Genomic DNA, 26,266 nt, shown 5'->3' with positions numbered 1-26,266 from the left:
ATTTATTTGTGAGTTTTTTTATTAACCTTCTTTTAATAAGCTGATCTATTGACATTTTAAATTCTCTGCTTTAAAATACATCGCATACGACCTATAACAAAAAAGGAGGTGCTTTCATGGTCGCATCCGCAGATTTTTATGATGAATTATGTCTATCTGTTTACACAACTAATCGCTATTTTCATCAACTTTACGCTTTTGTTCTTCATGATGATGAACTTACTTATTTACAGTACATGGTTTTATTGAATGTGCATCAAAAAGCTGATTGTTCTCTTGCTGACATTTGTAAAAATTTGGATCTTGAAAACAACACTCTAACTCCTGTTGTTAAAAAGCTATTACAAAAAAAGTGGTTGCTAAAACAACAATCTAAACTGGATAAAAGACGCTTTATTCTAGCAATGACACCATCTGCTAATGAAAAGTTTGCACATCTTCAACAAAAAATTGAGAAACTTCAAAAAAAGCTAATTGGTAATTCAACAGCTGAATTTGAAGCAATTCTCCAGCAATCACATGAACTTAACCAACGCTTGCTAACTGTTATTAATGAATTAAATTAAACTTATTTTTAAAGGAGAATTACTATGACAAATTATGATTATGATGTAATGTTTATCGGAAGTGGGCATGCAAACTGGCATGCTGCTGTTGCACTTACACAAGCTGGCAAAAAAGTGGTCTTAATTGAAAAAGATTTAATTGCTGGTACATGTACTAATTACGGCTGCAATGCCAAAATATTATTAGATGGTGCTGCTGATGTCATTCATCAAGCAGCCGCTTACCAAAAAAAGGGATTAGCAGGCAACCTAAAAATCAATTGGCCCGAATTAATGGCTTACAAGCACGAAACCATTGACCCTATTCATCAGCTGTTAGAACAACAATTTGCAGCTGCCGGAGTTGATGTAGTTAAAGGTGTTGCTTCATTTGTTGATCAGCATACTGTCATTGTTGATGAAAAACAGATTACCGCTACTGATATAATTATTGGAACTGGTCAAAAGCCAAACCGTCTACCAATTTCTGGAAAAGAATTCTTGCATGATAGCCGCGAATTTTTAGATTTACCTGAATTACCAGAACACATGACTTTCATCGGAGCTGGTATTGTATCACTAGAATTTGCGATGTTAGTTCAGGCTGCTGGTACTAAAGTTAGCGTCATTGAATTTGCAGATTCTGCTTTACGTGGCTTTGAAAAGAAGTATGTCGATAAAGCCCTAGCTAAAATGAAAGTTCTAGGAATTGATATCCACTTTAATGAAGCTGTTAAAGCAGTTTCTCAAACTAACTCTGGCTTTTTAGTTACAACAGCTTCTGGACTAGCCGTTGAAACAAACTATATTGTTGATGCAACTGGCCGTATCCCTAATATTGCAGAACTAAACCTAGAGAAAGTAGGCGTTAACTTTGATAGAACTGGTATCCTTGTCGATGATCATCTGCAAACAAATGTTGCTCATATCTATGCCAGTGGCGATGTTATCGCTAAAAAAATCCCCAAGCTAACTCCAACCGCTACTTTTGAATCCAATTATCTAGCTGCATTACTATCAAATCAAACTACTGCTGCAATTCAATATCCCGCAATTGCGAGTGTTGTCTTTACATTACCTCGTATTGCTCAAGTTGGAATTACTTCTCAAGAAGCAACAGCAACTCCAGAAAAATATCACCTAGCTACAATTCCATTTGGTGCTCGCTTGAAATTTCAAACAAAAAATGAACCCGATGCTGAAGCTACTCTTGTTTTTGATCAAGAAAACTATCTTGTGGGTGCCAGTGTATATGGCGATGAAGCCCCTGAACTAATTAACTTTTTAACGATGATTATTAGTCAGAAACTAACTTTAAGCAAATTGAATAAAGCTATCTTTGCATTTCCAAGTCAAACTATTGGTTTATTAAGTATGCTAAGTCCGTATTTGAAAAAATAATTCGAAAGATAACTAATTTTAAATTCAGTTGCTTACTATGCTAGTTCGTCAAGTTGACAACTAAAATTGATTAAGCTATGCTGATATTAATGAATAATCGTATATTTAAATGCTTAGAATAGTTTAAGTAGGTTCCTTACAGAAATCATTTGGCTGCTGAGAAAATGAACGTGAACTGAATTACGACTAGGAGCAGATGTGCTAAACGAGTAGATGTTAACTTTATTAGGCTCATTCGGATGTGACAACCCGTTAATGTTATGAGTTTTAAACTTGTTAAGACAACGGCTGAAAAACCGCTGTGAACTAGAGGTGGAACCGCGGTTTATATCGCCCTCTTGAGGACTACAGTCCCCAAGGGGGTTTTTTATTTTCCAATAAATTTGATTGTACAAACTTGGTTATTGGAAAACAGATTGGTTTTCTATTTAATCCAAATTATTATTATTTTAAAAAAATCTTAGAGGAAGTGTATGTATGAAAAAAGAACAAAGCAACCAACCTAGTCTACGTGAGGCTAGTTTAGTATTACTAATAATTATCAGCAGTATTGCAGTAAGCATTATTTGGGCCAAATTAACTGCAGATACAGCCATTTTATTTGCAATTGGGATTACTATTGTTTATGCAATTATAAAAAAAGTTCCCTTTAACCAAATCCATGAAGGTATTATTGAAGGCCTTAGCCCTGGCATTATTCCTATCTTCATTTTTATTCTTGTCGGTGTGTTGATTGCAACATGGATTCAAGCAGGCATCATCCCCACGCTTATGGTATGGGGTTTTAAAATTATTAGCGTTAAATGGTTCGTTCCCTCAGCTTTTATAGTTTGTGCGATAGTCGGGAGCGCTGTCGGGAGTGCCTTTACGGTTATGTCGACCGTTGGGGTAGCGTTATTTGGAATCGGCTCAACGTTAGGCTTAAATCCTGCATTATTAGTTGGTGCAATTGTTTCAGGTTCTGTTTTTGGTGATAAAACCTCGCCTCTTTCTGAATCAACCAATTTAACAGCTGCCGTTGTTGATGCTGATTTATTTGATCACATTAAAAATCTGATGTGGTCAACTGTCCCCGCCTTTGTTGTCTCAGTTATCTTATTTGCTTTTTTGGGAATGACCAATAAAAATTCAAGTTTATCTTCAATTTCAAAAGTCACCAATATCCTGCAAGCAAACTTCCATATTTCATTTTTATCAATTATCCCGCTACTACTAATGTTTGTATGTGCTTGGAGGCATCTTCCCGCTATAATAACTATCATGTTAAATATTGGGTTAGCAATCTTGATGATTTTTTTACAGAACCCCAATACTAAGATTAGTTACATTGGGCAAATAGTCGAGTCTGGTGTCACAGCACATACGGGAAATAAGCAGATTGATTTACTTTTGTCCCGTGGTGGAATTGAAAGCATGATGCCCACTGTAGCATTAATAATTTTAACTTTATCCTTAGGTGGTTTATTAATAAAAACGCAGCTAATTTCAACCGTTATGAACCGAGCAGCTAAAAAATTGACTAAGACGCCCTCACTTATTTTAGCGACTATGTTATCTGGCATTGGTGTTAATATCTTTATTGGTGAACAATTTCTATCAGTAATTTTACCAGGTAATGCATTTAAAAAGGTCTACGAAAAAGCTGGTTTAGCTCCTGTCGTCTTAGGGCGTGTTCTAGAAGACAGCGGGACTGTCATTAACTATTTAATTCCATGGGGAGTTGCCGGAAGTTTTGTTGCTGGAACATTTGGAGTAGCCACATTTAGCTACTTACCATTTGTTTTCTTTAGCTTATTATCTCCTGTATTCTCTTTACTCAGTGGTTTTACTGGCATTGGAATTAAGAAAATTACTCCACGAAAAAGCGGCGTTACGGGAAAATAGAAAATCTGCTATCTTTAGTCTAGCTATGTTTTGCTAAACATGCTTAAAATATAGACTTCCTGATGGTCCACTCTAGTTGAAAAAACTGGTAACAACTATTCGCTATACTTAATCTGAACACTTAGATAAAAAGTCTCCCTCAATAAAATAATTACAAAGCGACCTCCAAAAAGTTAGACCAGAAATCTAACCTTTGGAGGTCGCTCTATTGAGAGAACTTTTTTAACGTTATTCAGAACATTATTGCTTATTTAGAGCGTTATTTATATTCTGCAAATTAAACCGTAGTGCTATTAGACATACTATAGCAATTACCAAATAAATTATACCTAACATAGCTACGTTACTTTCATTAAATGGAAGTAATGGTGCGCCATTTAAATAAAGATAGAAAAAAACAATCAATATTACCTGAAAAAGTTGTTTACTGTTTGCAAAGCGTCCGATTATTTGCGCAAACAACGGTAATTGAATTGCCCAAAAAATTAATGCAATTAGTACGCTAACAGATACCTTATTTATAGAAGGAACTATTAAGAAAAGAGATAATAAAATACCTGTAATGCTTTCCTTAAAAGAATGTTTCTTTTGAGCCTTAGAAACAGAACCTAGCCACTGATAAACATTTTCTTTTACTTCCGCTGTTCCTAATTCAGCAAACAAAGGCAGTGCTGCTAAGAACAGTAAAGGAAATGTCAAATGAATAAAATTGTAATCGCTAGCACTAAAATTCCATAACCAAAGCCCTATTATCAACAAAATCCAATAACTAGGAACACTTCTAATTAATAACTTTAGTGGTGTATAAATTACTGATAGCTTTTCACTAGCAAATAGGGCCGTGTTTCTTCTAGCTAAATTTATTCTGGTTTTCTTAATTGGACTATGTTCTAAAAATAGGCTAGCTAAAAAAACGAACATGAAACTTAATAGAATAAGAGTAAGCATATTCAATAAATCTCCAGTGGTTAACTGCAAAGGTAAAAATACAAGCTGTTTTTTCCCTGTATAGTTAGTTGAAGTGCTCCCGATTATTTTTAACAAAGTTAAGCCCTGGTTGGAGGTTTGTGCAATAGATTGTTTTATATTAGTAATTAAATAATTGCTTCCTGAAATATTAAACAATCGTTGTAAATAACTAGTGGATGTTTGATAGCTTGTTTCTGAAGCGTACAAAACCGTTAAAAATATTACTAAAACAATAGTCCCTATGCGGCCACGTAATCCCGGAAGAACCTCTGTAAATAGGGTTATTGCAGAAACAAAGACTAAACCTGGTAACAAAATAAGAAATGGTAAGGTGAATTGGATTAAATTAAAGCCTACCAAATGATATTTAAGCAGAGTTTCTACTGCCGAGAAAATAAAAATCAATACCAAAAAAATTAACATAATACAAACATTACTAAAAAATTTTCCAAGTATATACTTTAAACGTGAGAATTTAGTTGTTATAAATAAATCCATTGTTCCATTATCTCTATCCAATTGAATACTATTTCGCAAAAAGGCTGCACCAATTAGTGGAAGAAAAAACCCCATTATAAAACTAATACTAATTGCTGACCAGCTAGCATTGTTTGCTTGTTCATATGTATCAGGATTGATAATTATTGCACGCATAACACCAGATCCATGCGGAATCATAAATGTAATTGAAAAAATTAACCCAATGCACAAAGCTAAAAAAGACGTATGTCGCATTCGTTCTCGCAAAGTGGCTTGAAAACTGCCTTTCATAAAGTTATCACTCCCTTTATAACCCCTAAATATGCCTCTTCTAAAGTAGGAGAAACTTGTTTGGCATTTAATTGTTGCGGTTTATCACTTATTTCCCTAATCTGAACACCATCTGATTTTTGAGTTAAAGAAATCGTCGGCTTTTCAAACTGATTAGGTACCTCAAAGGACTTTGCATTTTTATCTATTGAGTATTCCCAAACATAACCTGTACTTTTTTCTACTAAGTTTTCAGGAGTTCCCTGATATAAAAAATTACCCTCTTTAATTAACAGCACTTGACTTGCGATAGCCTCTACATCGGAAACAATATGTGTAGACAGCAAAACTAAGTGATCCCTTGCTAATTCACTTAAAATATTTCTTAAAATTGCTCTTTCCTCAGGATCCAATCCTGTTGAAGGCTCATCTGCAATGATGATTTTAGGATCATTTAATAACATAGCAGCGATTCCCACACGTTGGCGCATTCCCCCAGAAAAATTCTTTACGTATTTACTTCCTGTATTGGCCAAATGTAATTTTTCTAGCAATGTTTCAACCTGATGCTTTGTTTCTTTTATATTCATGCCTTTCATATCAGCAATATAATTTAAATATTCTCTTGCTGTTAAGTTGGGAAAATAAGGAACTTGTTGTGGCAAATAGCCTAAGATACTTCGCATTACTTGCGGCTTGGAAATAATATCTTTACCATCAACCATAACTTTTCCATGCGTTGGTTTTAAAAGAGTTGTTAAAATTCTTATTAAAGTTGTTTTACCAGCTCCATTTGGTCCAAGCAACCCAATCAAATTTCCAGATTGTAAGTCCGCATTCAAATTTGAAAAAATAGCCGTTTTTCCATATTCCATACTCAAGTTGCGTATTAGTAAATCCATTTTTTATTAACTACCTTTCACCTAATGTCTTATTTTTATTTAAGTTACTTATAAATACTTTGTAGACTACCCTACTCCCCTTATATTATAATACCGTTTAAAAAAATGATTTAAATTATCTTAATAAGCATATCACAAAAATAAATAAGCGCTTTCTTATTAAATTACTCCCAGTAAAAATACAACGATTAACCCTGAGTTAGCAAATAGAATCTTCTATACAACACTATACAATGCATATTATCTTTACATTGCTCCAATTTGTTAAGCTATTTCATTTCAAAATTACCATATTCAATTAAATTTAAAGTTCACCTAAACATAGTAAAAAAAGCCGATCTCCGGTTGAATACCGCAAACAGACCTTAACATGCTAAAATTTATTCAAATATCTAACTTTTTTGTTGCATTCCATGATACTATGCTTATGCTTTTTCTTTATACAATTGCTTTTCTTAAGCTCATCATATAAGCTGTAAAAAATGATAATCCATTTTACAATAAAATAAAAACTAAACGATAGTCTAGCAAAGATTATAAATATTCAGTTATATCTTATCACATAGGTATTTATTTAAAGCTGAGAGACATAGCGTAAAGCTTTTCCTAAAATTCGAATTGGATTTTCCTTGGTTGAAATTATAGGTTCATATTCAGGATTATCCGGCAACAGTAGAACTATATTCTTTGAACGCTTAATTCGCTTTAAAGTAGCTTCATCCTCATTAGTTAATAAAACTGCTGCAATTTCTCCATCTTCAACATCGGGTTGTTGCCTAATTAAGACACTAGCGCCATTAGGAATAGTTGGAGACATTGAATTTCCTTTAGCTCGTAAATAAAAAAGATTACCTGCTGGTAAAGTATCTCTAGACTCTTCAATATATCCATCTATATTTTCACTAGCTGTAATTGGGTCTCCGCACGCAATTGTACCTAAAACAGGAATCTTAACGGTTTCATTAACAAAATGAAGGTTATTAGGAACACCTAATAACTCTTCTGGTGTAACACCAAGTGCTTTTGCGAATTGTTCTAAGCGGTTTAGTGGAAAGGCACGAGTTTTATTGAAGTATTTTGATATAGCTGACTTAGCCATCTCAGTTCGTCGTGCTAATTCACTAATTGAAAGATGTTGTGTTTTACTTATTCTAATAATAGAATCAATTACTTCTTCGTTGCTTTTCAAGTAAGTTCCTCCTTCGCAGTATCATTTAATATATTATAGCATTGTTCTTTTTATAGAACAATGCTTATTTTTTGTTGACAATAAAGAACACAAGATATAAACTTGCCTTGTTCACAATAAAGAACAAGAATAACTATTTATAGAAGCCGGTGATATAAATGAGTAATAAAGTCGCTTATTATGCACTCTATCGGGGTGATGAGTTTGTTGATATCGGAACATTAAATGAATTAGCAAGTCGCTATCATACATCTGTTAACACATTACGCTTTAAGGCGTCTCCAACTTATGCAGCTAGAACGCGTTATGTCGACACCATTAGAGCATACAAATTAAATGAAACTCAAGGAGGTGAAGATTCATGCTAAAGAAAATCCTTTTGAAAATTAGTACCCTTTGGAGAACAAACTCTCATCAAGTAAATTTTTGGGTTTCTCTAAGTGCTTTTAGTTGTATAGTACTTTTGTTAATCGCTAAATGGATTTGGCATATTACTATTTCAACAGCGGATATTTCAGTGATAATTAGCGCTATAGGTTCTTTAATTATTTTAATTGGTAACATATTGAACAATCATATTCTAGTAACAACTGGAAGTCAGCTACAAACACCACAACTAGAAAAAACCATAGAAGAAGCTAACCAAACCATAGAGTTACTGACCAAAGAAATTGAACTTTTAAAGCAGCAAAACACAACTAAATCAAAGAATAAATAATTTTTTTAAAATATTTTAGAACATATGTTTGATTAAACGAAATTTAGGGTTTATGCTAATACCAATCTTAAATGAAAGGAAGTTTTTCAAATGGATCAAATGGTATTAGAAACACAACAATGGTTAAACAAAACATATGGAGGTGTCAGTGGTTTTGGTAGTATTACCGAAGATGGAAAGACTGGTTGGTCAACTGTTTATGGTTTAACAAGGGCATTACAGCATGAACTTGGTATTACAGGTCTGGTCAATAATTTTGGACCAACAAGTAAACAACTGTTCAATAATATTGCAAGTACGATTGTAGTTGGTTATACAGGAAATATTGCTTATATTATTCAAGGTGGATTTTGGTGTAAGGGAATCACACCAGGAGAATTTGATGGTAAGTTTTCAACTGATACGGCTTCTGCAGTGACTACAATGAAAACAAAGGCTGGACTTGCAGATACAAGTAGTGCCGTTGATGGTAATTTTATGGCGGCCTTGTTAAATATGAGTTCTTTTGACTTATTAACAGCTCAAGGTGGCGATGCTAAGATTCGTAAAATGCAACAACAATTGAATCATGATTATTTAGCGTATACAGGTATCTTGCCCTGTGATGGAATATATCAGCGAGATACTAATTCAGCTTTAATTTATGCATTACAAGCAGAAGAAAAGTTGAGTACAAGTACTGCAACAGGTGCATATGGCCCAACAACAAAAGCAGATACGCCAACGGTTAAACAAGGAGAAACAAATAATTTTGTCCGTATTCTACAGTGGGGATTATATGTAAATAACAAAGCCTATACAGGAGATTTTGATGGTAATTATGATTCAGCAGTTGTAACCGCAGTAAAGAAATTTGAATCAGATCAAGCATTAACAACTACTGATGGAACCAGTGCCGGTGTTGATATTTTTATGAGCTTGTTAACATCAGCCGGTAACCCTGATCGATCCGCAATTGCTTGCGACACTTCTTATCAATTAACGCCCGAGTAGAAGTACTTAAAAATGCCGGCTATGAAATTGTTGGTCGTTATTTAACAGGAACTGTAGGTTCTGGAACTAGTAAACGAGCAAAAAATCTAACCACTGATGAAATTACCGCAATCACAGATGGTGGCTTAAAGATTTTCCCAATCTATCAAGATGGAGCTTCGGATAGTGAAAGCTACTTTACAGCAGCACAAGGGACAACAGACGCAACAAAAGCCGTATATGCAGCACAAGACCTAGGCTTTGAAGAAGATGTAGTCATCTACTTTGCAGTTGACGCTGATATTCAGGATGGAGATATTGCAAGTACAGCTGTAGTTTACTTTAATGCTTTATATGATACTGTAACTTCATATGGTTATGGTGTTGGGATTTATGGAACAAGAAATGTAACCCAAACAATTATTAAAGCCGGTTTAGCTGATAAAGCTTACGTATCGGATATGTCAACCGGCTATTCAGGAAATCTTGGCTTTTCAATGCCTGATGACTGGGCTTTTGATCAATTTGCGGAAATTTTAATTGGTGATTTTGCGATTGATAAAGTTGCGACAACTAGTGCTAGAGAAACAGCCACCAACAGTTTTGGTGTTGGCGGCGAAAGTGGTTATGGAAATGCAGCTGACCTAAAAAAGATTAATACAATTCTTAGCGATTTAAGCCAAAAAAATGCTTTCTCATTTCTAAGTGGTATTAAAATTGAGAAAACAAGTACAGAATACAAAATATCGGGATTAGCGGTAGATATGTACGTGAAAGTTAAATTCGAGGCTTCAGTTTCTGATCCAGATAACAGTGTGGGTGTTGTCTATAATGTATCAGAAGGTAAATTTGAATCAGATTTTACAGATAGTATTGCAGGTGTAGTTGCATTAAGTGATGAAATAAAGAGTGCTGATATCACAGATGCATTAACCGAGTTATCTTCTGAGATTAATAATGGTAAGGTCTGGCTTGTACCGGTAGTCAAAGATGGCAATGCCGGCATAGAATTGCATATTAAATCAACCTTCAATCACACTCTTGATAATGGCAACGAGATTGAGTTAGAGTATGAAATCATTATTGATGAAATATTCCATAAAATTGCGACTGTCCCAGAAGGGGTACCCAGCTCTACAGCAAATGATTATAATGATAAACTTACAGGTGAGGCCGTACAATTCGCAAAAGCTACTTTAATTTCAGTTATTGTAGTAGGAGGACTATATATTACACTATCGACTGCCGGTACAACAGCTGCAGAAGTTAGTTCATCAATTGCCGTATTGGTTAAAATGATAGTATCTTACTGAAATAGTAGAGATAGGATAAAATGTTTTGAGAAATTGAATATAGTTACAACATAAAGCTCAGGTTAGCAGTGCAAATAGCTTAGACCCACATCAGACAAATTAGAGAAACATTTAGAAATTCAAAAGCATATAAAATAATAAATACTTTTCTTTGAATTAGAGGAGAAATAGTGTAGTCAAATTTCTGAATTAATAAAAAATCATCATTTTTTATTTGATAACTACTGTTTACAAAGCGTTTTTCCAAACTAAAAAAATCTTTGTGTTTTATTAAATAAAAGATATATATAGCCAAGCAAAGCATACAACTAAAAAAGAAAATGAGTAGCATGTCCATTAATAGACCGTGAACAGGAAATGTTAAAAGCAACATAATTGCTGGAATCATGTTCACAACAATTATTGGCAATAGTAGTTTCATTGGATTATACAATTTTTTTGCTGACTTATATAATTTTAATGAAACTGTTGTAGATTCCTTTGTAGCAGAAATATCATTATTTGCTTTGTATGTATTTAAAAAATGATTAAAAATAGCTATTTGCTTTTTTAAGGCCTTTTGCGTGTTAATAAGCTTAAATAAAAATATAAAAAAAATGATAGTACAAATAATGGAAATGGTTAGTAACAATAGGTCTAATTGATTAATATTCAATAAAAACATCTCCTATTTTATTTATTCAGTATATCAAAGAAAACTAACTATAGAAATAACCTTTACTCCTCTGCATAATATTTTTCAATGCGATACAAAGTAACGGGGGCAATCCCCAACATTCTGGCAATCTGTCTCTTCGTGAGATCAGCATTGCCAGCTTTTTTTTGATCCAATAACTTACAAGCTTCTTTGTAAATATAACATTTTTGTCTGTTAGGAGAATCTGGACCATATTCGCGGACCTTACCTTTATATTTACCTTGTTTTTTAGCAATCTCAATCCCTTGGCGTTGGCGTTCACGAATTGTTTCTCGTTCTTCTTGGGCAATATATTTATAAAGCTCGACAATGATGTTGGTAATCAGGTTGCGCAAATTAGGATCATCAATGCTGGCAAAACTTGGTAAATTAAGGACATTTAGCGTAGCACCTTGTTGGCGAATTGCTTCAATAATATCGGTCAGGTCTTTAGAGTTGCGACCTAAACGATCCAGGCTAACAACAATTACTTCATCATCATCACGCAAATAGTTCAGCATTTTTTGCAGCTGGGGACGATCAGCGTCTTTACCAGAAATTTTTTCCTGGAAGATTTTGGTCACTCCGGCACTTTTTAATTGTTCAAGTTGGCGTGCTAGATTTTGATCTCGGGTACTAACACGAGCATAACCAATTTTAGTCATTTTTCAGTATACCTCCGGGTCACTTATATGTAACTAATAATACTGCACTTTCTAGATAGTTACAATAGGGTACATTTCAAAGAAAAATTGATGTTAGAACTACTAAAAGAGTCTCAATAAGCACAAAAAGTTTATTTTTAAGTGGGGCATTATTTGTTGTTGGAAATCTAGTAGCTTCATTAACAGATTACTATTTAATCGGTGGATTGATCAGCGGGATTGGTGGTGCAATTTTTCTGATTTATTTTGCACAAAGAAATAAATAACTCGTATTATAACCATTCTCGATAAAATAGGTTATTTATAATGAATAAGAATGAAATATTGAAAGCAGCTCAACAATCGAAAGACGACAAAGGAAAGTGGAATCACATTCTGACAAATCAAAGCATTATGTCTGGCTTTTATTCGCTTGGTTTACTCTTCATTCTAATTATTCGATTACTACTCATTTTTTTAGTTTTACTAGATGGTTTAGGTATTGAAATATTGGAAGTCATCAATAAACGTTCCATAATATCCATTCTAATGTCATCCTTGCTAATTGTAGCAGTTGCTTATACTGCATGGACTATCGCAATTGAAAAGTAGAGACTGTCTTGAAAAACATAATTTTAAAATCAGTTGAATATTTGGTCATAAAAACACCCCATAATTGTTAGTTTCTATGTCTAACAATTATGGGGCACTTCACCAAGCGCTAGTTTTCTATACAGCTCTTCAAAAGTTAGATTAAAATCCAGCTCTTGCGCTTACTACATTATCCTAACGCTTAGAGGTTGGTGCTTTTTTATATTAGCAATACTTTCGTGTAAATGGGATGTTCTCTACGCCACCAACAGTCATTGCAATAATGCCTAAAAATGAAGGTGCAATTCCTAAATCAGCTAAATCAGCAGGTGAAATTGCATATCGGATTGCATTTTCATCACCATTTTCAACTTTTTGCACCCATTTAGGTTCCCAAATTATCTCGTGGCCTAATGCGACTAGATCAAAGCTAGCTGCCGCTTTTTGCACCTCATCCGGTGTCTTTAAACCGCCCACGACAATAATTGGAAATGCTCCATTGACTTCTTTTTTAATAATCTCATTGATTATAGCGTCGTTTGACGTATCTCGTTTAGAAGTTTGCCAAACATCACTTTGCGAAACATGTAAATAATCAATCTTCGTTTCCTTGAGCTTTCGTATTAAGGCCAAGGTATCAGTCAATGTAATTCCCGGTTCTTCTAACTCTTCGGGTGAAATTCGATATCCTAAGATAAACGGTTTATTACTATATTGCTCAATCGTTTCTGTAATTTTTTTGACAATAGCTAGCGGAAACTTCATTCTCTTTTCTAAAGAACCACCCCAAGCATCGGTCCGACGATTTGAATGCGGTGAAAAGAACTGCTGTATTAAGTAAGTATTAGCTCCATGAACCTCTACTCCATCAAAGCCAGCTGCAATTGCTCGCCGCGTTGCTTCACCAAAATCTTCAATTGTTTGTAAAACTTCTTCACTCGTCAAAGCCCGCGGAACTTCGTAGCCTTCTCTTGGAGCGGCAACTGCACTAGCGCTTATGGGTTGCTGACCACGTAATATTTTACTGTTCGTCATTCGCCCTGCACTAAAAATTTGAAGAATGGCTTTTGTATGGTTATTCTTCATAGCTGCAGCTAACTTGCTTAACTGTGGAATGAATTTATCATCCGCAATGCTTAATTCACCTTCAAAACCCTTACCAAGTGCATTTACATTTGCCGTTCCTGTAATAAACATCCCTGCTCCACCAGCACGTTGCGCATAGTAGGCAATTTCATCATTAGTAACTGTCCCATCTTCAAACGCCATTCTTTCAGTTATTGGAGGGATTACCACACGATTTTTTAATGTAATTGGCTTGTTTTTAAATGTAAATGGCTTTAAAAAATCATATTTGCTCATGTCTTAGCCTTCTTTGAGATTAACATCCATTCTTAACATTATTTGCTAAAATCAGCAAATAAATTATCAATCGTTTTATATTCTTCAGCTGTTAGAGTTACATTTAACGCAGCAACATTCATTGTTACTTGCTCTGGTACTCTTGCTCCTGGAATTACTGTACTCATCATTGGATTAGCCATATACCATGCTAGAATTGCTTGTGCGACAGTAGCATTATGTTTTTCACCAATTATTTTAACTTCATCTAGTGCTTTAATTATCGTTTCATACTCGCTAGTAGTGAAGTTATCAAATTTAGCATGATCTGCCAATGTATATTTACCTGTCAATAGTCCCGAAGCCAGTGGGAAGTATGGTACAAAGGCAATATTTTGTTCTTGTAGATAAGGTAACATTTCTTTTTCTGCATCCCGATGAACCAAGCTATAATGATCTTCTACAATATCCACTTGTCCGTTACGGTTTGCTTCTTTTATTTGTTCAAGAGAAAAGTTAGAAACACCAATATACTTAATTTTTCCGGCTTGTTTTAGCTCATTTAAAGCAGCAACAGCTTCATCTTTAGCGGTTGTTTCGTCAGGAAAATGAATATAAAAAATATCGATATAATCAGTTTTTAAACGTTTTAAGGCTTCATCGACCGCCTTTTTTAGAAATTCCGGCTTATTATTAGGTGCGAAGTCTTGGCTTGGATCCTGGGCTGCTTTTGTCGCAATAATAACTTTAGAGCGGTCATAATCTTGCAGAACGTCACCAATAATTTCTTCTGAACGACCTTTGCCATATATAAAAGCGGTATCAAGTAACTGTATGCCACTATCTAAAGCTTGACGAATAACCGCATAACCGTTGCTATCTTCTAAATTCTTAAATAAGTTATGACCACCAACTTTATTTGTTCCTAGCCCCAACTTAGGAATTTGTAATTTTGTTTTATTAGCGCTTTTTTCTGTCATCTAATGTTCCTCCTTAAAATCAACAATAGCTCGATTAACAATCAATCTCACACAAACATTATAAACTACTCGCTAACTTTTTAATAGTATTTGAACTGACAGCTTATTCCTAGATTTTTTTACAAATTGCTACCTAAAAAACTGATATTAGCCACAAATCATCCTTGGGTGACTATTAAATCAATGATTTCTTGTTTATCTAGTTTTCCAAAGTATGGTTGTACATCAACCTCTTTTAACGTCTGAACTATCTCAGCTCGATCATAGCGAACTCCTAAAAGTAACTGTTCAAATGCACTAATATCGGCTTGCCCTAAAAAATCGCCATAAACTTTACAGTAACTAATTTTTCCGTGATTAACTTGTAAGCGGAAATCAACTGTCCCTTGAGTGAAATGCTTCCGTTTTTGAATAGCAGCTTTAGGTGATTTTCCATAAACCCAATCCCAGTTACTAAAAATCTTGGCATTAAGTTTTTCAACTTCCTGTTTTACTTCTTCATCTAAAATATACGGATGCGCATCCTTCAAATCAGCAACTCCAAGAATTTTTTTAGCTAAAGTATCTCTAAATTGTTCAATCGTTAATTTTTGATATTCTTCTTTAAAATATGGCTTTAAATTTGTCACACGACTGTGCACTGATTTAATTCCTTTAGCTTCAATCTTATCTTTAGGAACATTTAAAGCATGTTCAATTACGTCAAGATCAACATCATACATTAAAGTCCCATGCGAAAACATCCGTCCATGTTCTAGTCGCATTGCATTTCCGGAAAACTTCTTGCCATCAATTTGCAGATCATTGCGCCCGACAAGTTCAGCCGCTTGAGCTCCCATCTCATGAAGTGCTTCGATGACTGGTTGCGTAAATTTCAAGAAGTTTCCATTAGATTGACCATCATCCTTAGTAATAAAGCTAAAACTAACATTACCCAAATCATCAAATACAGCCCCACCACCTGATGTTCGCCGTGTAACAATAATTTGATGTTTTTGAACATAATCTCTATTGATCTCTTCATAAATATTTTGATTCCGACCCAGAATAATACATGGAGAATTGATATAGAAATAAAGAATTGGTTCTTCTAAATTCGCATGCTCCATTAAATAGGTTTCAAGTGCTAAGTTATATCGAATATCACGACTATCTGTAACTAGATATTTCACTTTGCTTCCTCCTTAAAATCAAACTTATCAACTAGTTTAACCTCTACATTTGGACTTGCTGCTAAAAGTTTAGCAACTGGACAGCGTTGTTCACAAATAGCTAAAATTTCTTGCGCTTCTTTTACCGAAACGTGTGGAATCTTAACTTGCGCCTGAATCCAAAATTGAAATCCTTTAATATCTCTTCCCATATCAACGCTGGCCCTAACTATGCTTTGATGTTGTAAGCCCCGTCTTTTTTCTTCAGCTTCAATAGTGGCGTTTAGACATGTTACAAGTGCACCACCTAATAATTGTTCTGGATTAGTTCCAGGATTATCCGTTAATGGACTACTGGTTAATTGTTTGAATTCACCACCTGTAAGTGCCTGAATCTTTCCAGCAATTCCAGCTGTATTTTCAATTTCTGTATGATATAACACTTTTTTCTTCACTGCCTTCACCTCAATTATTATTACTTAATATAAGTACCTGCCTAGCTCTTTATAAATCGTTTAAAAAAGAGAGTGTTTCTTTAAAACATTTCTTAGCGGGTTTAGTATCTAAATCAAACTGGTATTCATGACCTACTTTTTGTGTTTTATCAAAAAAAAGCTTTTTCACAGTAACCTGTTTTTCTTGCAACTTTTTATATAATGCTATTCCTTGCGTTTCAAATGAACCTGAGTTCCCATCTGTTATGAAAATAGGTGGAAATTTGGCATTAACATAGTCAACGGTTGAAGCATATTCAATCATCTTTGCTTTTTGCCACTTTTTTTTGCCTAAATATGCCCAACCAAGTTGATTAACAAATAATTTAGTCATAAAATTCTTATCTTTCAAATTAGCTAACGGTTTAACATCATATGCCCCACAATAAAGCAGTCCGCCCACTATCTTAGTCTTATTAATAGGCTGATAGTTTATTTTTCGGGCTAACTCACTATTATATTGTGCCGCAATTACTTGTGATGCAATATGCGCCCCAGCAGAGTCACCGCCTATGACAATTCTTTTGACATTTAATTTACTACTATAATTAGCAACTATATATCTTATCGCATCACCGGTTTGCTTAATCTGAGCTGGATAATAATTGTCTGGTGCCAAAGAATAATTGATGGATACAACATTGTATCCATCATAAGCCATCTTCATTGCCCAATACTGTACATCCGCCTTGTCCCCCGCAACAAAAGCTCCTCCATGTACCCAAATAATGGTCGGTTTATTTTTATTCTCTTTACGTGAATAGATATCCAATTTACTGTTTTTATACTTTGAACTATACTTAATATTTTTTGTTATATCTACTTGCTGAGCATATGTCTTATATTCCTTAGGTTTAATTGCTTCTTTATCAAAACTATGGCGTAACAAAGCAACCGTTAGTCGTGGTGTTACATTAATTGTAATTATCAAAGAAACAATCCCCACTACTAGTACTATTAATAATAACTTTAAAAAGTTTACGATAATTTCCATAATTTACCTGCCCCAGTTATTCTCTTTTTTCTTTTAGCTCCTGTTTTCTCAACTATTATTATACTATATTTAAAAATAACCTCTCACTTTTAAACCCCTTCACCTTATACACTTAATTTCAATTGCTTTTTACATTATTGTTTTATTAAAACCAAGCGTCTACCATAATTTCAAAAAGTTAGCCTTGTGGGAGAGGTTCGATAGACAATGTTTTAGCCATCTTTTTATATTTCAAAATTATATATTATCAAACAAAAATAGCGGCTTGTAGATATGAGGTGACCCCTGAATTTTACTTCAACTCAGAGGGATCACTTCAATAACCCAAGCTCGCCTATTTTTTCTTTATTATCTGCTTTTTAATCTAGCGTGTTACAATTTTTTGATAAACTTTAGTTGTTAATTTAAATATCAGTAAATAAAAGGCAATTAATATTATCACAGTTAGGACACTCACTTGCAGTAGTACTTTCAAATTATACATTGAAAAAATCTGTAGTATACTGCGAATTGCTGGAAATGCAAAACATAGGTTAATCACTGCAGCAACTATTGGTAACATAAAGACAAGCAATACTTGACTCCAAATTGCTTTTTTAGTTTCTCTTTGACTTAATCCCACTTCTTGCATCGTTATGAAGCGTTCACTATCAGCAACTCCTTCTGCCACCTGTTTATAGTAGATTACTAAGGCCGTCGTCATTCCCATTAAAAGGCTGATTAAGCAACCCATAAAAAGTAGACTGCCTGTAAAGGAACTGAGCAACTGATTAATCTCTGCTTTAAATGAAAAACTCCCATTGTCTAACTTCATCTTTTTTTGTAATTGTGTCGCAAAGTTTTTCTGATTTTTTGTTTTTCCGCTAATGTTTATTCCGTTTATATAAATCCATGGCTGTTGACTAATATTTCGAACAACTTCTTCATTAGCTGCAACTAAGTAAACCGGTTGAAATATTGTATGATCAATATTTGCGCCTAGTTTAAAATTAGTTATACTCTTAACGTCATATACTCTTTTATTAACGTGTAAAGTTTTTACAGTTAATTTATCACCCGGGACATACACCAATAATTGGTTGTTTTTTAGTTTTATCTTCTGTTTTGTCAATCGATTATAACTTCTAACTGTCAAAACCGATATTTCTTTTGATGTCTTGTTGTTCATTTCACTTTGGATACGTAATTCATTTTTCTGAATTTCTCCATATGATGGCGAAGTAACTTTTATAGCACTACTTTTATCGATGTTAACATGATTAGGTTTAGCGTATTTTAAAACCATATTATTATCAACTGCTTTTTTGGTAACTAACATTATATCAAAAGGATTCCATTGTTTAATTAAGTTCTTTTGGCCAACAACTAAACTAACACTAGCCGTCATTGTTACTAGAATTGTTGTACATAAAAGACAGATTGATGCTAACCCCACCGCGTTTTGCTTCATTCGATAAAGCATTCCTGAAATAGAGATAAAATGATTCGGCTGATAATAAAAATTGCGCCGATTTTTTAGAAATTTCAATAGCATGATACTGCCTGCTGTAAATACAAGGTATATCCCGAAAACAACTAACATAACAGCAAGCATAAATCGAGAAATGCCCGCCATGTTAGCCTTAGTTGTTAGTGCAATATAATATCCTCCAGCAAGTAGAATAATCCCGATAATTCCCATTAAGAAGCGTGTTTTAGGTTCCTTTTCTGCTTTTGTCGACTGTTTCCACAACATAATTGGCTTAATTCTTCTTAATCTTAAAAAATTATATATTAGCAATACTGCAAAAATAGCAATAAAAATTAAACAAACAGAAACTAACGGTGTTAATAAGAATTGTTCTTTTAAGTTTTTACTATTCAGTAGCTTCCCCAAAAACAAAAATGCTAACTTAACAAATGTTAATCCACTAATTAAACCAATTACTATACTTCCTAATAGTAATAACACATTTTCGCAAGCTAGAATGATGCGTAAATCCCCTCTTGTCATCCCTAACATGTTATACAAGCCCAGCTCTTGATCTCGTTGCCGCATCAAAAAGCTATTGACATAAAACATGAAGAAAACAGCAATTAATAACACAAATACCTGTCCAATTCCTAAGACACTTATAATTGCTGTTCCATAGTTGCTTGCTTTTATACTATGGTTAAACGTTAGATTCCAGAATACATAGTTTATCGCAACCATTAATGAACTTGCTAGTAAAAACAAACCATACTGTTGTTTATGATGGTTTAAACTATGCCAAGCTAGTTTGAGATGTATCATCTTTTTGCCCCCTTACTAGCTAAAGCCGTTAAACTATTCGTTATCTTTTCAAAATAAGCGGCTTTACTTTGCTCCCCTCTAAAAAGTTCATGATATATCCGACCGTCTTTTATAAAAAGTGTTCGTTTTGAATAACTTGCAGTTACTGCACTATGTGTAACCATTAAAATAGTCTGTCCTTCATAATTAACCTGATCAAATAAATCAAGTAATGCAGCTGCATTTTTAGAATCTAGCGCCCCTGTTGGTTCATCGGCTAATAATAATTCCGGTTGTGTAATTAACGCCCGCGCTGCAGCTATCCGCTGTCTTTGTCCCCCTGATATCTCATACGGAAAACGGTCAAGTATCTGTTCTATTTCCAGTTGTTTAGCTAATGGGTCAAGTCGTTGTTCCATATCTTCATACTTTGCTTTAGCCAATACTAACGGCAAAAAAATATTATCCCTATTGTTAAATGTATCTAGCAAGTTAAAATTTTGAAAAACAAAGCCTAAGTTTTCACGTCGAAACTTAGCTGCATTCTTTTCATTAAGCTTGCTTAAATCTTGTTCCTTTAGCTTAATCTCCCCTCCACTGGGTTGGTCTAAAGTTGCCATAATATTTAATAACGTTGTTTTCCCCGCACCTGATTCTCCCATAATCGCTACGTAATCACCTGCATCAATTTTTAACGAAATATCTTTTAGCGCTTCTACTTTATTCTGTCCCTCTGTAAATGTTCTTTTTATATGTTCTAAAGTTAAGATTGGCATATATCTCCCTCTTTTCTAAGTCTATAACCCTATTATAAAAGGCTACCCACTTTACTATCTAGTTACAGTCAAGTCGATAACCTTACAATTTGTTATTTTACCTAATTTGCTCTTCTCGAAATTCAATCGATGCCTTTGTTGTCTCACCTTGTTTAGAAAGCAGCATTAATTTAAGTTCTAGCTTTTGCGAAACTTGCTGCGCTAAATATAACCCCATTCCGGTTGCTGCTTGTTTTTGACGGCCATTGCTCCCCGTAAAACCGGGTTCAAAAACCCGTGGTAATTCAGCTGCTGAAATACCTATGCCATAATCTTGAATAATTAGTTTGTTTTGTTGCCAAGTAATGGTTAAATCAGTATGCGGGTTAGCATATTTTATCGCATTAAAAATTAGTTGCTTCAAAATAAAAGTCAACCACTTTTGATCCGTTAATACCGTAACACGTGAAACATCTATTTTAGGTGTTAGCTGCTTTTCAATAAAAAACAGCGAATATTCCTTAATAATGGGCATTAATACCTTATCTAAGGCTGTCCAAACAAAATCCAAATCATGTTCAAAGTTATCTAAACGTTCATAGCCCAAAAGCATCTCTAATTGATTTTGCATTAACTGTAACTCTTGTAAAATAAGAACACTATCTACTTTGGTGTTATTTTCTGCTTGAAGTCTGAGCGCCGTCAAAGGCAATTTCAATTCATGACTCCACAATAATAAATAATCTTGCCTTTTATCTGCTGCTAGTTGTTTAGTCCGCATCAATATTATTTCTTCTTCTTGTATCTTTTGCAATTCTTGCCAGTATGTATATGCAACTTGTTTTGATGGTGCATTAACAGGCAGCAAATGTTGTTTTCGTGCTACTAATAACTCCTGCTTTTCTTTATAAGTTCGATAGGTATTTCTGATTACTACCAATAAAATAGGAATCCACGTAAACCGTAACAAATCAAATGTCACTTCTAGCGATACTGAATACAAGTGACATAACACTCCTAATAATAGCAACAAACAAGTATATCCTAATATTAATGGTATTTGGTCTAGGAGCAATTTTCCAATGATCTTAATTATTTTCTTCATCTTTTTCAAGCAGTCGATACCCTCTTTTTCGTTCTGTTACAATTCGCTGATCTAAACGTAATGGTTTTATTTTTTTTCGTAAGCGACTTAGGTTAACATTCAAAATACCTTCGTCAATAAAACTGCCACCTTGCCATAAACTTTGGATAATTTGTGTTTTAGAAACTAGCTTTCCAATATTTAGAATTAGTAGTTTTAAAATTAATGCCTCATTCGGTGTCAACTTAACTACTTGTTGCTTGAAGTATACTTCGTTTGTCAAAATGTTCAGTTGATAATCATCGAATTTTAACAAGTCCAAATTTTTCAAATCAGGTTGCACTCGACGCAATACTGCTTGAATTTTAGATATTAAGACATTTATTGAAAATGGTTTAGTTACATAATCATCAGCACCTACAGCAATAGCACGAATCGCATTAGGATCTAAATCTGCTGCTGACAAAAAGATAATTGGAACTGTCGAGGCTTCTCTAATTTTCGTTGTCCAATAAAAGCCATCAAAAACGGGTAGTGTTATATCCATTATAACCAAATCAGGCTGATAAGTTTCAAACTGTAATAAAACTTGTTCCCAATCTGTAACCGCTTGTGACTCATATTTCCATTTAGCTAGTCCAAGACGAATAGCACTAATAATTGCTTGATCATCTTCAATTAAAAATATTTTACTCATTGAGTTGTCCTCCCTAACTACCATTAATATAGCATAACTCTATCTAAATAAGATATTGATTCTCAATTAGTTTTGCGAAAATAGATTGCGCCTCTTGCTTCAATACGGTATCATGCAATCAAAAAGATCTTATTTACCCTAAATTACTGCATTTGCAAGAAATACTTGCGTTACTTTTTTCTAATAACGTCTTACTTTAAGAATATAAGGAGAACTAAAAATGCAATTAAGTCACATCTTGAAAGAAAAAAGAAAAGAATTACATTTAACCCAAGAAGATGTTTCCAAAAAACTTCATGTTACCCGACAAGCATTATCAAACTGGGAAAACGGAAAAAACTATCCAGATTTTTTAACCCTGATTAATTTATGCAAACTATATCATTTATCTCTAGATCAACTGTTAAAGGATGATGAAATTATTATGAAAAAAATTACGAAAGATACTAATACTGTCCGTATGCAAAAAAAATTACGTTTCTTAGATATTATCTTAATTATATTAATTGGCGGATTATTATGCTTTTCACTTCTTAACAAAATCAACACTCATTTTATGCTGCTAATAACCATGGTTATTGTGTTATTAATTCTCTTTCTTTCACTATACCGTTATTGGATTGCCTATCCTAAGAAAAAGGGTGAAAAAGTGCCCCTTTTTGTTCCAAAAGCTGCTGGACTTGGTTGGTCTATCAATCCGCAAAATCCAATCGGTCTGTTAATTTTTATAATACTCATTATTATAGTGATTGTTAGTTTCCTGCAATCACTTATCTAGGTTCAAACTAAACGAGAGTCTGGAACTTTTTGATATGCTCCCCTATATATATAAAGTGACTTATATAGGGGGGAGCATATCATTTTGTCCAGACTCTCGTTTTATCTTCACATATTCGGTGCCAAAAAGCAGCTAGTTGCGCTTCCCTCCATTATCCGGGCTACAACGCTAAGACTCTCTAGCTAACTGCCTTTTATTTCACTCTTATTTTTAATTAAGCAAAAGTTATTACAATTTTACCTTCTGCGTGCTTTGTTTCACTTAGCTTATGTGCTGCAACTATATTTTCAAGTGAAAATGGTAATACTGTTCCAATAACTGAAGTTACCTTGCCAGCTCCCATTAAATCGCTAATCTCTTGAAGTTGCTTGCCATCAGGTCGTAACCAAATCGATTCAAAAGACTGTTCATTCTTTGTCGCTAGTTCCTGACTTGCAGGAGCTTGACCAGCAATTGAGATTTGACGACCACCCTTTTTAAGCCATGCAAATGCATCTTCTTGTTGCTTACCTCCTAAAGTATCTAGGATTAAATCAAAGTCAGTTAACTTAGCCAATTCATCATTTTGATGATAATCAACAACATAATCTGCACCTAACTTCTTTAGCATCTGTTCATGTGACGCACTAGCTGTAGTCCAAACCTCCGCACCAATTTGTTTAGCAAATTGAATTGCATAAGTGCCGACGCCACCTGCACCTGCTTGAATCAGAACCTTTTGACCAGCCGTTAATTTCCCATATTCAAATAATCCTTGCCAAGCTGTTAATCCAGCTAAAGGTGTTGCTGCAGCTTGTTCAAATGAAACATTAGCTGGTTTATGCGCCAACAAATTCTGATCTACAAGTGTATACTCTGCATAAGTACCCCGTGATGTCGTGTCTGGACGTGCTAAAACTTCATCACCGACTTTCCAATCGGTAACCTCATCACCAATCTCCGTGATAACACCTGCAGCATCCCAACCAACAACAATTGGAAATTCCCAATCCATCATCTTTTGAAGATATCCTTGCCGCAATTTCCAATCTATTGGATTAATTGATGTTGCTTTTAGTTTAACAACTACTTGTTTTTTTCCTGCATGAGGAATAGGTAGCTCCAACATTTCTTGTTCTTCTGCTGAACCATAATGATAAAAACCGACAGCTTTCATAAATAATTTAACCTCCACTATTAAAAAGTAAGTATGTTAAACAATCTACCATACTTATCATTATTTTTCAAAGTCTATGCTCAACTAATCTATCTGTTCATTACATCAAGTTTATAGTTAATATTCTTCTTTTTTATTTCTTTCGTTCGGAAATCCTTTAACATTTAACTATAATTTTAACTTGTACTTACACTCTTGACGCGCTACAATAGAAAAAATACACTTTATGGTGCTTATATGCATCTAAAACACGAACAGAAACGAGGCTGTATAACCAATGGAAAAACAGGATTTAAAAAAACTTATCGATGTCGCAGCTGGTCGCTTACCTGCTGATCTGGTCTTCAAAAATGCAAACATCATTGATGTTTACCAGGCACAGATTTTAAAAGGTGACGTTGCTGTAGTCGCAGGTAAAATCGCTGGAATTGGAGAAAATTATACAGGAAAAACAGAAATTGATTTAACTGGTAAGTACATTGCTCCTGGATTTATTGAATCGCATATACATATTGAGTCTGCCTACGTTTCGCCCGAGGAATTTGGCCGTTTGTTTACTCCTTGCGGAACAACAACTATCTTTGCAGATCCACATGAAATTGTTAATGTTGCTGGCTTAACCGGATTAAACTATATGATTGCTGCAGCAAAACTATCTAAACTTAACATTCATTACATGTTGCCTTCTTGCGTTCCTGCAACTAATATGGAAAACTCGGGGGCAGTTATTACTGCTGACGATATGGAACAACCATTAGCTACAAATCAAGTTGATGGTCTAGCTGAGTTTATGGACTATCCAAGTGTTATTAATGCCACTGATCAAGCTCTTGCTAAAATATTAATGGCACAAAAATATCACAAGCGAATTGATGGCCATGCACCTCAAGTTACAGGTCATAATCTAGATGCATATATTGCAGCTGGAATCGATAATGACCATGAATGTTCCACCATTGAAGAAATGCAAGCTCGTTTAGCGCGTGGTATGTATGTCTTTTTACGTGAGGGATCTGTGGCTCATGATCTTCGAACACTATTAAAAGGCGTTACTAGCCAAAACGCTCGTCGGTGTGTACTGGCTGCTGATGATATGCAAGCAAAAACCGTTTTGAACACAGGACATCTAGACCATAGTATTCGTATCTGTATTGAAGAAGGGCTTGATCCGCTAGTCGCTATTCAAATGGCTACTATTAATGCAGCAGAGGCATGTAGTTTAAATGACCGCGGTGCTATTGCTCCTGGTAAGCGTGCTGATTTAGTGATTTTTAATGACTTAGCTGATATTCATATTGAAGAAACTTATATTAATGGCGAACTTATCGCACAAAAAGGTAAATATCTACCTCCGGTTACACGCTATCCGATTACAAGTGTTCAATCGTCAATACACATTAAAGATTTTTCCGAAGCAAAATTAAAAATGCACCTTAAATCCACTAATGTGCGGGCCATTGAAGTCATTGCTGGTGAAGTATTAACAAAGGAAGCTCATGTAACTGTTGAGCTTGATAATACTGGTGATTTTATTTATAACCCAGGCAATAATTTAACAAAAATTGCAGTAATTGAGCGGCACCATAATACAGGTAATGTGTTTGTTGGTTTGCTCAAAGGCTATGGCATAAAGGAAGGGGCCATTGCTATTTCAATTGGTCATGATTCACATAACGTTATTGTCACTGGGACAAATGATAGTGACATGACATTAGCCGTTGAAGCACTCACCAAACTAGGTGGGGGAGCTATTATTGTCAAAAATGGTGCAGTATTGGCTCGCATGGCCCTTCCAATTGCAGGTTTAATGAGTGATCAAAGTGGTGAAAATATCGTAAAACAACAAGATTTACTTGATGATGTTGCGCATAAAGAATTACAAATTCCCACAAATATTAATCCAGTTATGACATTAAGTTTTATGCCTCTAGCTGTTATTCCCGAATTAAAGATTACAGATATGGGATTAGTAAACGTAACCCAGTTTAAATTTGTCTCACAGGAATTATGAAAACAATTTAGCTATTA

At 34.4% G+C, this 26,266-nt stretch carries 25 protein-coding genes and 1 other annotated feature; of the genes, 10 read left to right on the top strand and 15 right to left on the bottom strand.

All coding sequences use genetic code 11. From position 1 onward, the window contains the following. Positions 1-116 precede the first annotated feature (116 nt). From LB941_RS00215 to nhaC, 3 genes are all read left to right on the top strand, one after another. Complete coding sequence (locus tag LB941_RS00215) at positions 117-566, top strand: MarR family winged helix-turn-helix transcriptional regulator (protein ID WP_253358405.1); 450 nt, start codon at positions 117-119, stop codon at positions 564-566. Between the two features lie 24 nt (positions 567-590). Further along, positions 591-1,946, top strand: coding sequence for a dihydrolipoyl dehydrogenase family protein (locus LB941_RS00210; RefSeq protein WP_253358403.1), 1,356 nt, complete (start codon positions 591-593; stop codon positions 1,944-1,946). A 105-nt stretch (positions 1,947-2,051) separates the two neighbouring features. Further along, positions 2,052-2,287: a binding site (T-box leader), on the top strand. Between the two features lie 136 nt (positions 2,288-2,423). After that, positions 2,424-3,830, top strand: coding sequence for a Na+/H+ antiporter NhaC (gene nhaC, locus LB941_RS00205; protein ID WP_253358402.1), 1,407 nt, complete (start codon positions 2,424-2,426; stop codon positions 3,828-3,830). 240 nt (positions 3,831-4,070) lie between these two features. Here nhaC and LB941_RS00200 read toward each other — a convergent pair whose 3' ends face one another. The 3 genes from LB941_RS00200 to LB941_RS00190 all read right to left on the bottom strand — a co-directional run bounded on the left by LB941_RS00200 (position 4,071) and on the right by LB941_RS00190 (position 7,640). Continuing rightward, entirely contained in the window at positions 4,071-5,570 is a 1,500-nt protein-coding gene (locus LB941_RS00200; protein WP_253358399.1) for an ABC transporter permease, read from the bottom strand. Beyond that, the gene (locus tag LB941_RS00195; protein ID WP_253358398.1) at positions 5,567-6,451 is read right to left on the bottom strand and encodes an ATP-binding cassette domain-containing protein; all 885 of its coding nucleotides are present in this window, start codon (positions 6,449-6,451) and stop codon (positions 5,567-5,569) included. The genes LB941_RS00200 and LB941_RS00195 overlap by 4 nt, the downstream gene beginning before the upstream one ends. A gap of 574 nt (positions 6,452-7,025) precedes the next feature. After that, complete coding sequence (locus LB941_RS00190) at positions 7,026-7,640, bottom strand: LexA family protein (RefSeq protein WP_253358397.1); 615 nt, start codon at positions 7,638-7,640, stop codon at positions 7,026-7,028. Between the two features lie 158 nt (positions 7,641-7,798). Here LB941_RS00190 and LB941_RS00185 point away from each other — a divergent pair, with 158 nt between their 5' ends. From LB941_RS00185 to LB941_RS00170, 4 genes are all read left to right on the top strand, one after another. Further along, entirely contained in the window at positions 7,799-8,008 is a 210-nt protein-coding gene (locus LB941_RS00185) for a hypothetical protein (protein WP_253358395.1), read from the top strand. Further along, a complete protein-coding gene (locus LB941_RS00180) occupies positions 8,002-8,358 on the top strand; it encodes a cell division protein ZapB (protein WP_253358393.1) in 357 nt (118 codons plus the stop codon). The genes LB941_RS00185 and LB941_RS00180 overlap by 7 nt, the downstream gene beginning before the upstream one ends. Before the next feature lie 90 nt (positions 8,359-8,448). Next, positions 8,449-9,351 (top strand): hypothetical protein, encoded by a 903-nt coding sequence (locus LB941_RS00175; RefSeq protein WP_253358391.1) that lies wholly within the window; start codon positions 8,449-8,451, stop codon positions 9,349-9,351. Next, positions 9,318-10,643, top strand: coding sequence for a glycoside hydrolase domain-containing protein (locus LB941_RS00170; protein WP_253358389.1), 1,326 nt, complete (start codon positions 9,318-9,320; stop codon positions 10,641-10,643). Before LB941_RS00175 ends, LB941_RS00170 begins: the two co-directional genes overlap by 34 nt. Positions 10,644-10,722: 79 nt before the next feature. Here LB941_RS00170 and LB941_RS00165 read toward each other — a convergent pair whose 3' ends face one another. Together LB941_RS00165 and LB941_RS00160 are read right to left on the bottom strand one after the other, a co-directional pair. Then, positions 10,723-11,298, bottom strand: coding sequence for a hypothetical protein (locus LB941_RS00165; RefSeq protein ID WP_253358387.1), 576 nt, complete (start codon positions 11,296-11,298; stop codon positions 10,723-10,725). Between the two features lie 62 nt (positions 11,299-11,360). After that, the gene (locus LB941_RS00160; protein WP_253358384.1) at positions 11,361-11,984 is read right to left on the bottom strand and encodes a recombinase family protein; all 624 of its coding nucleotides are present in this window, start codon (positions 11,982-11,984) and stop codon (positions 11,361-11,363) included. Between the two features lie 306 nt (positions 11,985-12,290). Between LB941_RS00160 and LB941_RS00155 the strand changes: the two genes are divergently transcribed. Next, the gene (locus tag LB941_RS00155; RefSeq protein ID WP_253358382.1) at positions 12,291-12,575 is read left to right on the top strand and encodes a hypothetical protein; all 285 of its coding nucleotides are present in this window, start codon (positions 12,291-12,293) and stop codon (positions 12,573-12,575) included. A 204-nt stretch (positions 12,576-12,779) separates the two neighbouring features. On the opposite strand, the gene LB941_RS00150 is transcribed toward LB941_RS00155, so the two are convergent. The 9 genes from LB941_RS00150 to LB941_RS00110 form a co-directional block, all read right to left on the bottom strand. Beyond that, complete coding sequence (locus LB941_RS00150; RefSeq protein WP_341869212.1) at positions 12,780-13,916, bottom strand: NADH-dependent flavin oxidoreductase; 1,137 nt, start codon at positions 13,914-13,916, stop codon at positions 12,780-12,782. Positions 13,917-13,954: 38 nt separating this feature from the next. Next, positions 13,955-14,875, bottom strand: a complete 921-nt coding sequence (locus tag LB941_RS00145) for an aldo/keto reductase (RefSeq protein WP_253358380.1) — start codon at positions 14,873-14,875, stop codon at positions 13,955-13,957. Positions 14,876-15,033: 158 nt separating this feature from the next. Next, entirely contained in the window at positions 15,034-16,047 is a 1,014-nt protein-coding gene (gene lplA / locus LB941_RS00140; RefSeq protein ID WP_253358378.1) for a lipoate--protein ligase, read from the bottom strand. Beyond that, entirely contained in the window at positions 16,044-16,481 is a 438-nt protein-coding gene (locus LB941_RS00135) for an OsmC family protein (RefSeq protein ID WP_253358374.1), read from the bottom strand. The genes lplA and LB941_RS00135 overlap by 4 nt, the downstream gene beginning before the upstream one ends. A gap of 49 nt (positions 16,482-16,530) precedes the next feature. Continuing rightward, positions 16,531-17,514: an alpha/beta hydrolase gene (locus tag LB941_RS00130; RefSeq protein WP_253358371.1), complete on the bottom strand. Its 984-nt coding sequence runs from the start codon at positions 17,512-17,514 to the stop codon at positions 16,531-16,533. 364 nt (positions 17,515-17,878) lie between these two features. Then, a complete protein-coding gene (locus tag LB941_RS00125; RefSeq protein WP_253358369.1) occupies positions 17,879-19,789 on the bottom strand; it encodes an FtsX-like permease family protein in 1,911 nt (636 codons plus the stop codon). Then, positions 19,786-20,544 (bottom strand): ABC transporter ATP-binding protein, encoded by a 759-nt coding sequence (locus tag LB941_RS00120; protein ID WP_253358368.1) that lies wholly within the window; start codon positions 20,542-20,544, stop codon positions 19,786-19,788. Before LB941_RS00120 ends, LB941_RS00125 begins: the two co-directional genes overlap by 4 nt. A 97-nt stretch (positions 20,545-20,641) precedes the next feature. Continuing rightward, complete coding sequence (locus LB941_RS00115) at positions 20,642-21,526, bottom strand: sensor histidine kinase (RefSeq protein WP_253358367.1); 885 nt, start codon at positions 21,524-21,526, stop codon at positions 20,642-20,644. An 85-nt stretch (positions 21,527-21,611) separates the two neighbouring features. Further along, the gene (locus tag LB941_RS00110; protein WP_253358365.1) at positions 21,612-22,304 is read right to left on the bottom strand and encodes a response regulator transcription factor; all 693 of its coding nucleotides are present in this window, start codon (positions 22,302-22,304) and stop codon (positions 21,612-21,614) included. Positions 22,305-22,524: 220 nt separating this feature from the next. On the opposite strand from LB941_RS00110, the gene LB941_RS00105 reads away from it, so the two are divergent. Then, positions 22,525-23,082: a helix-turn-helix transcriptional regulator gene (locus tag LB941_RS00105; RefSeq protein WP_253358362.1), complete on the top strand. Its 558-nt coding sequence runs from the start codon at positions 22,525-22,527 to the stop codon at positions 23,080-23,082. 214 nt (positions 23,083-23,296) lie between these two features. On the opposite strand, the gene LB941_RS00100 is transcribed toward LB941_RS00105, so the two are convergent. Then, positions 23,297-24,238, bottom strand: coding sequence for an NADP-dependent oxidoreductase (locus tag LB941_RS00100; RefSeq protein WP_253358360.1), 942 nt, complete (start codon positions 24,236-24,238; stop codon positions 23,297-23,299). Between the two features lie 277 nt (positions 24,239-24,515). Here LB941_RS00100 and ade point away from each other — a divergent pair, with 277 nt between their 5' ends. Beyond that, complete coding sequence (gene ade / locus LB941_RS00095) at positions 24,516-26,249, top strand: adenine deaminase (RefSeq protein WP_253358358.1); 1,734 nt, start codon at positions 24,516-24,518, stop codon at positions 26,247-26,249. Positions 26,250-26,266 lie beyond the last annotated feature (17 nt).

Origin of the sequence: Ligilactobacillus ubinensis, assembly GCF_024160875.1 — a bacterium.
GTDB lineage: Bacteria > Bacillota > Bacilli > Lactobacillales > Lactobacillaceae > Ligilactobacillus > Ligilactobacillus ubinensis.
This window is presented reverse-complemented; position numbering and strand designations above follow the sequence as displayed.

Excerpts from the sequence above, each read along its gene's own strand:
- LB941_RS00215 (WP_253358405.1), top strand. The coding sequence starts at position 117 with ATGGTCGCATCCGCAGATTTTTATGATGAATTATGTCTATCTGTTTAC.
- LB941_RS00210 (WP_253358403.1), top strand. The coding sequence starts at position 591 with ATGACAAATTATGATTATGATGTAATGTTTATCGGAAGTGGGCATGCA.
- nhaC (WP_253358402.1), top strand. The coding sequence starts at position 2,424 with ATGAAAAAAGAACAAAGCAACCAACCTAGTCTACGTGAGGCTAGTTTA.
- LB941_RS00200 (WP_253358399.1), bottom strand. The coding sequence starts at position 5,570 with ATGAAAGGCAGTTTTCAAGCCACTTTGCGAGAACGAATGCGACATACG.
- LB941_RS00195 (WP_253358398.1), bottom strand. The coding sequence starts at position 6,451 with ATGGATTTACTAATACGCAACTTGAGTATGGAATATGGAAAAACGGCT.
- LB941_RS00185 (WP_253358395.1), top strand. The coding sequence starts at position 7,799 with ATGAGTAATAAAGTCGCTTATTATGCACTCTATCGGGGTGATGAGTTT.
- LB941_RS00180 (WP_253358393.1), top strand. The coding sequence starts at position 8,002 with ATGCTAAAGAAAATCCTTTTGAAAATTAGTACCCTTTGGAGAACAAAC.
- LB941_RS00175 (WP_253358391.1), top strand. The coding sequence starts at position 8,449 with ATGGATCAAATGGTATTAGAAACACAACAATGGTTAAACAAAACATAT.
- LB941_RS00160 (WP_253358384.1), bottom strand. The coding sequence starts at position 11,984 with ATGACTAAAATTGGTTATGCTCGTGTTAGTACCCGAGATCAAAATCTA.
- LB941_RS00155 (WP_253358382.1), top strand. The coding sequence starts at position 12,291 with ATGAATAAGAATGAAATATTGAAAGCAGCTCAACAATCGAAAGACGAC.
- LB941_RS00150 (WP_341869212.1), bottom strand. The coding sequence starts at position 13,916 with ATGAGCAAATATGATTTTTTAAAGCCATTTACATTTAAAAACAAGCCA.
- LB941_RS00145 (WP_253358380.1), bottom strand. The coding sequence starts at position 14,875 with ATGACAGAAAAAAGCGCTAATAAAACAAAATTACAAATTCCTAAGTTG.
- LB941_RS00130 (WP_253358371.1), bottom strand. The coding sequence starts at position 17,514 with ATGGAAATTATCGTAAACTTTTTAAAGTTATTATTAATAGTACTAGTA.
- LB941_RS00125 (WP_253358369.1), bottom strand. The coding sequence starts at position 19,789 with ATGATACATCTCAAACTAGCTTGGCATAGTTTAAACCATCATAAACAA.
- LB941_RS00120 (WP_253358368.1), bottom strand. The coding sequence starts at position 20,544 with ATGCCAATCTTAACTTTAGAACATATAAAAAGAACATTTACAGAGGGA.
- LB941_RS00110 (WP_253358365.1), bottom strand. The coding sequence starts at position 22,304 with ATGAGTAAAATATTTTTAATTGAAGATGATCAAGCAATTATTAGTGCT.
- LB941_RS00105 (WP_253358362.1), top strand. The coding sequence starts at position 22,525 with ATGCAATTAAGTCACATCTTGAAAGAAAAAAGAAAAGAATTACATTTA.
- LB941_RS00100 (WP_253358360.1), bottom strand. The coding sequence starts at position 24,238 with ATGAAAGCTGTCGGTTTTTATCATTATGGTTCAGCAGAAGAACAAGAA.
- ade (WP_253358358.1), top strand. The coding sequence starts at position 24,516 with ATGGAAAAACAGGATTTAAAAAAACTTATCGATGTCGCAGCTGGTCGC.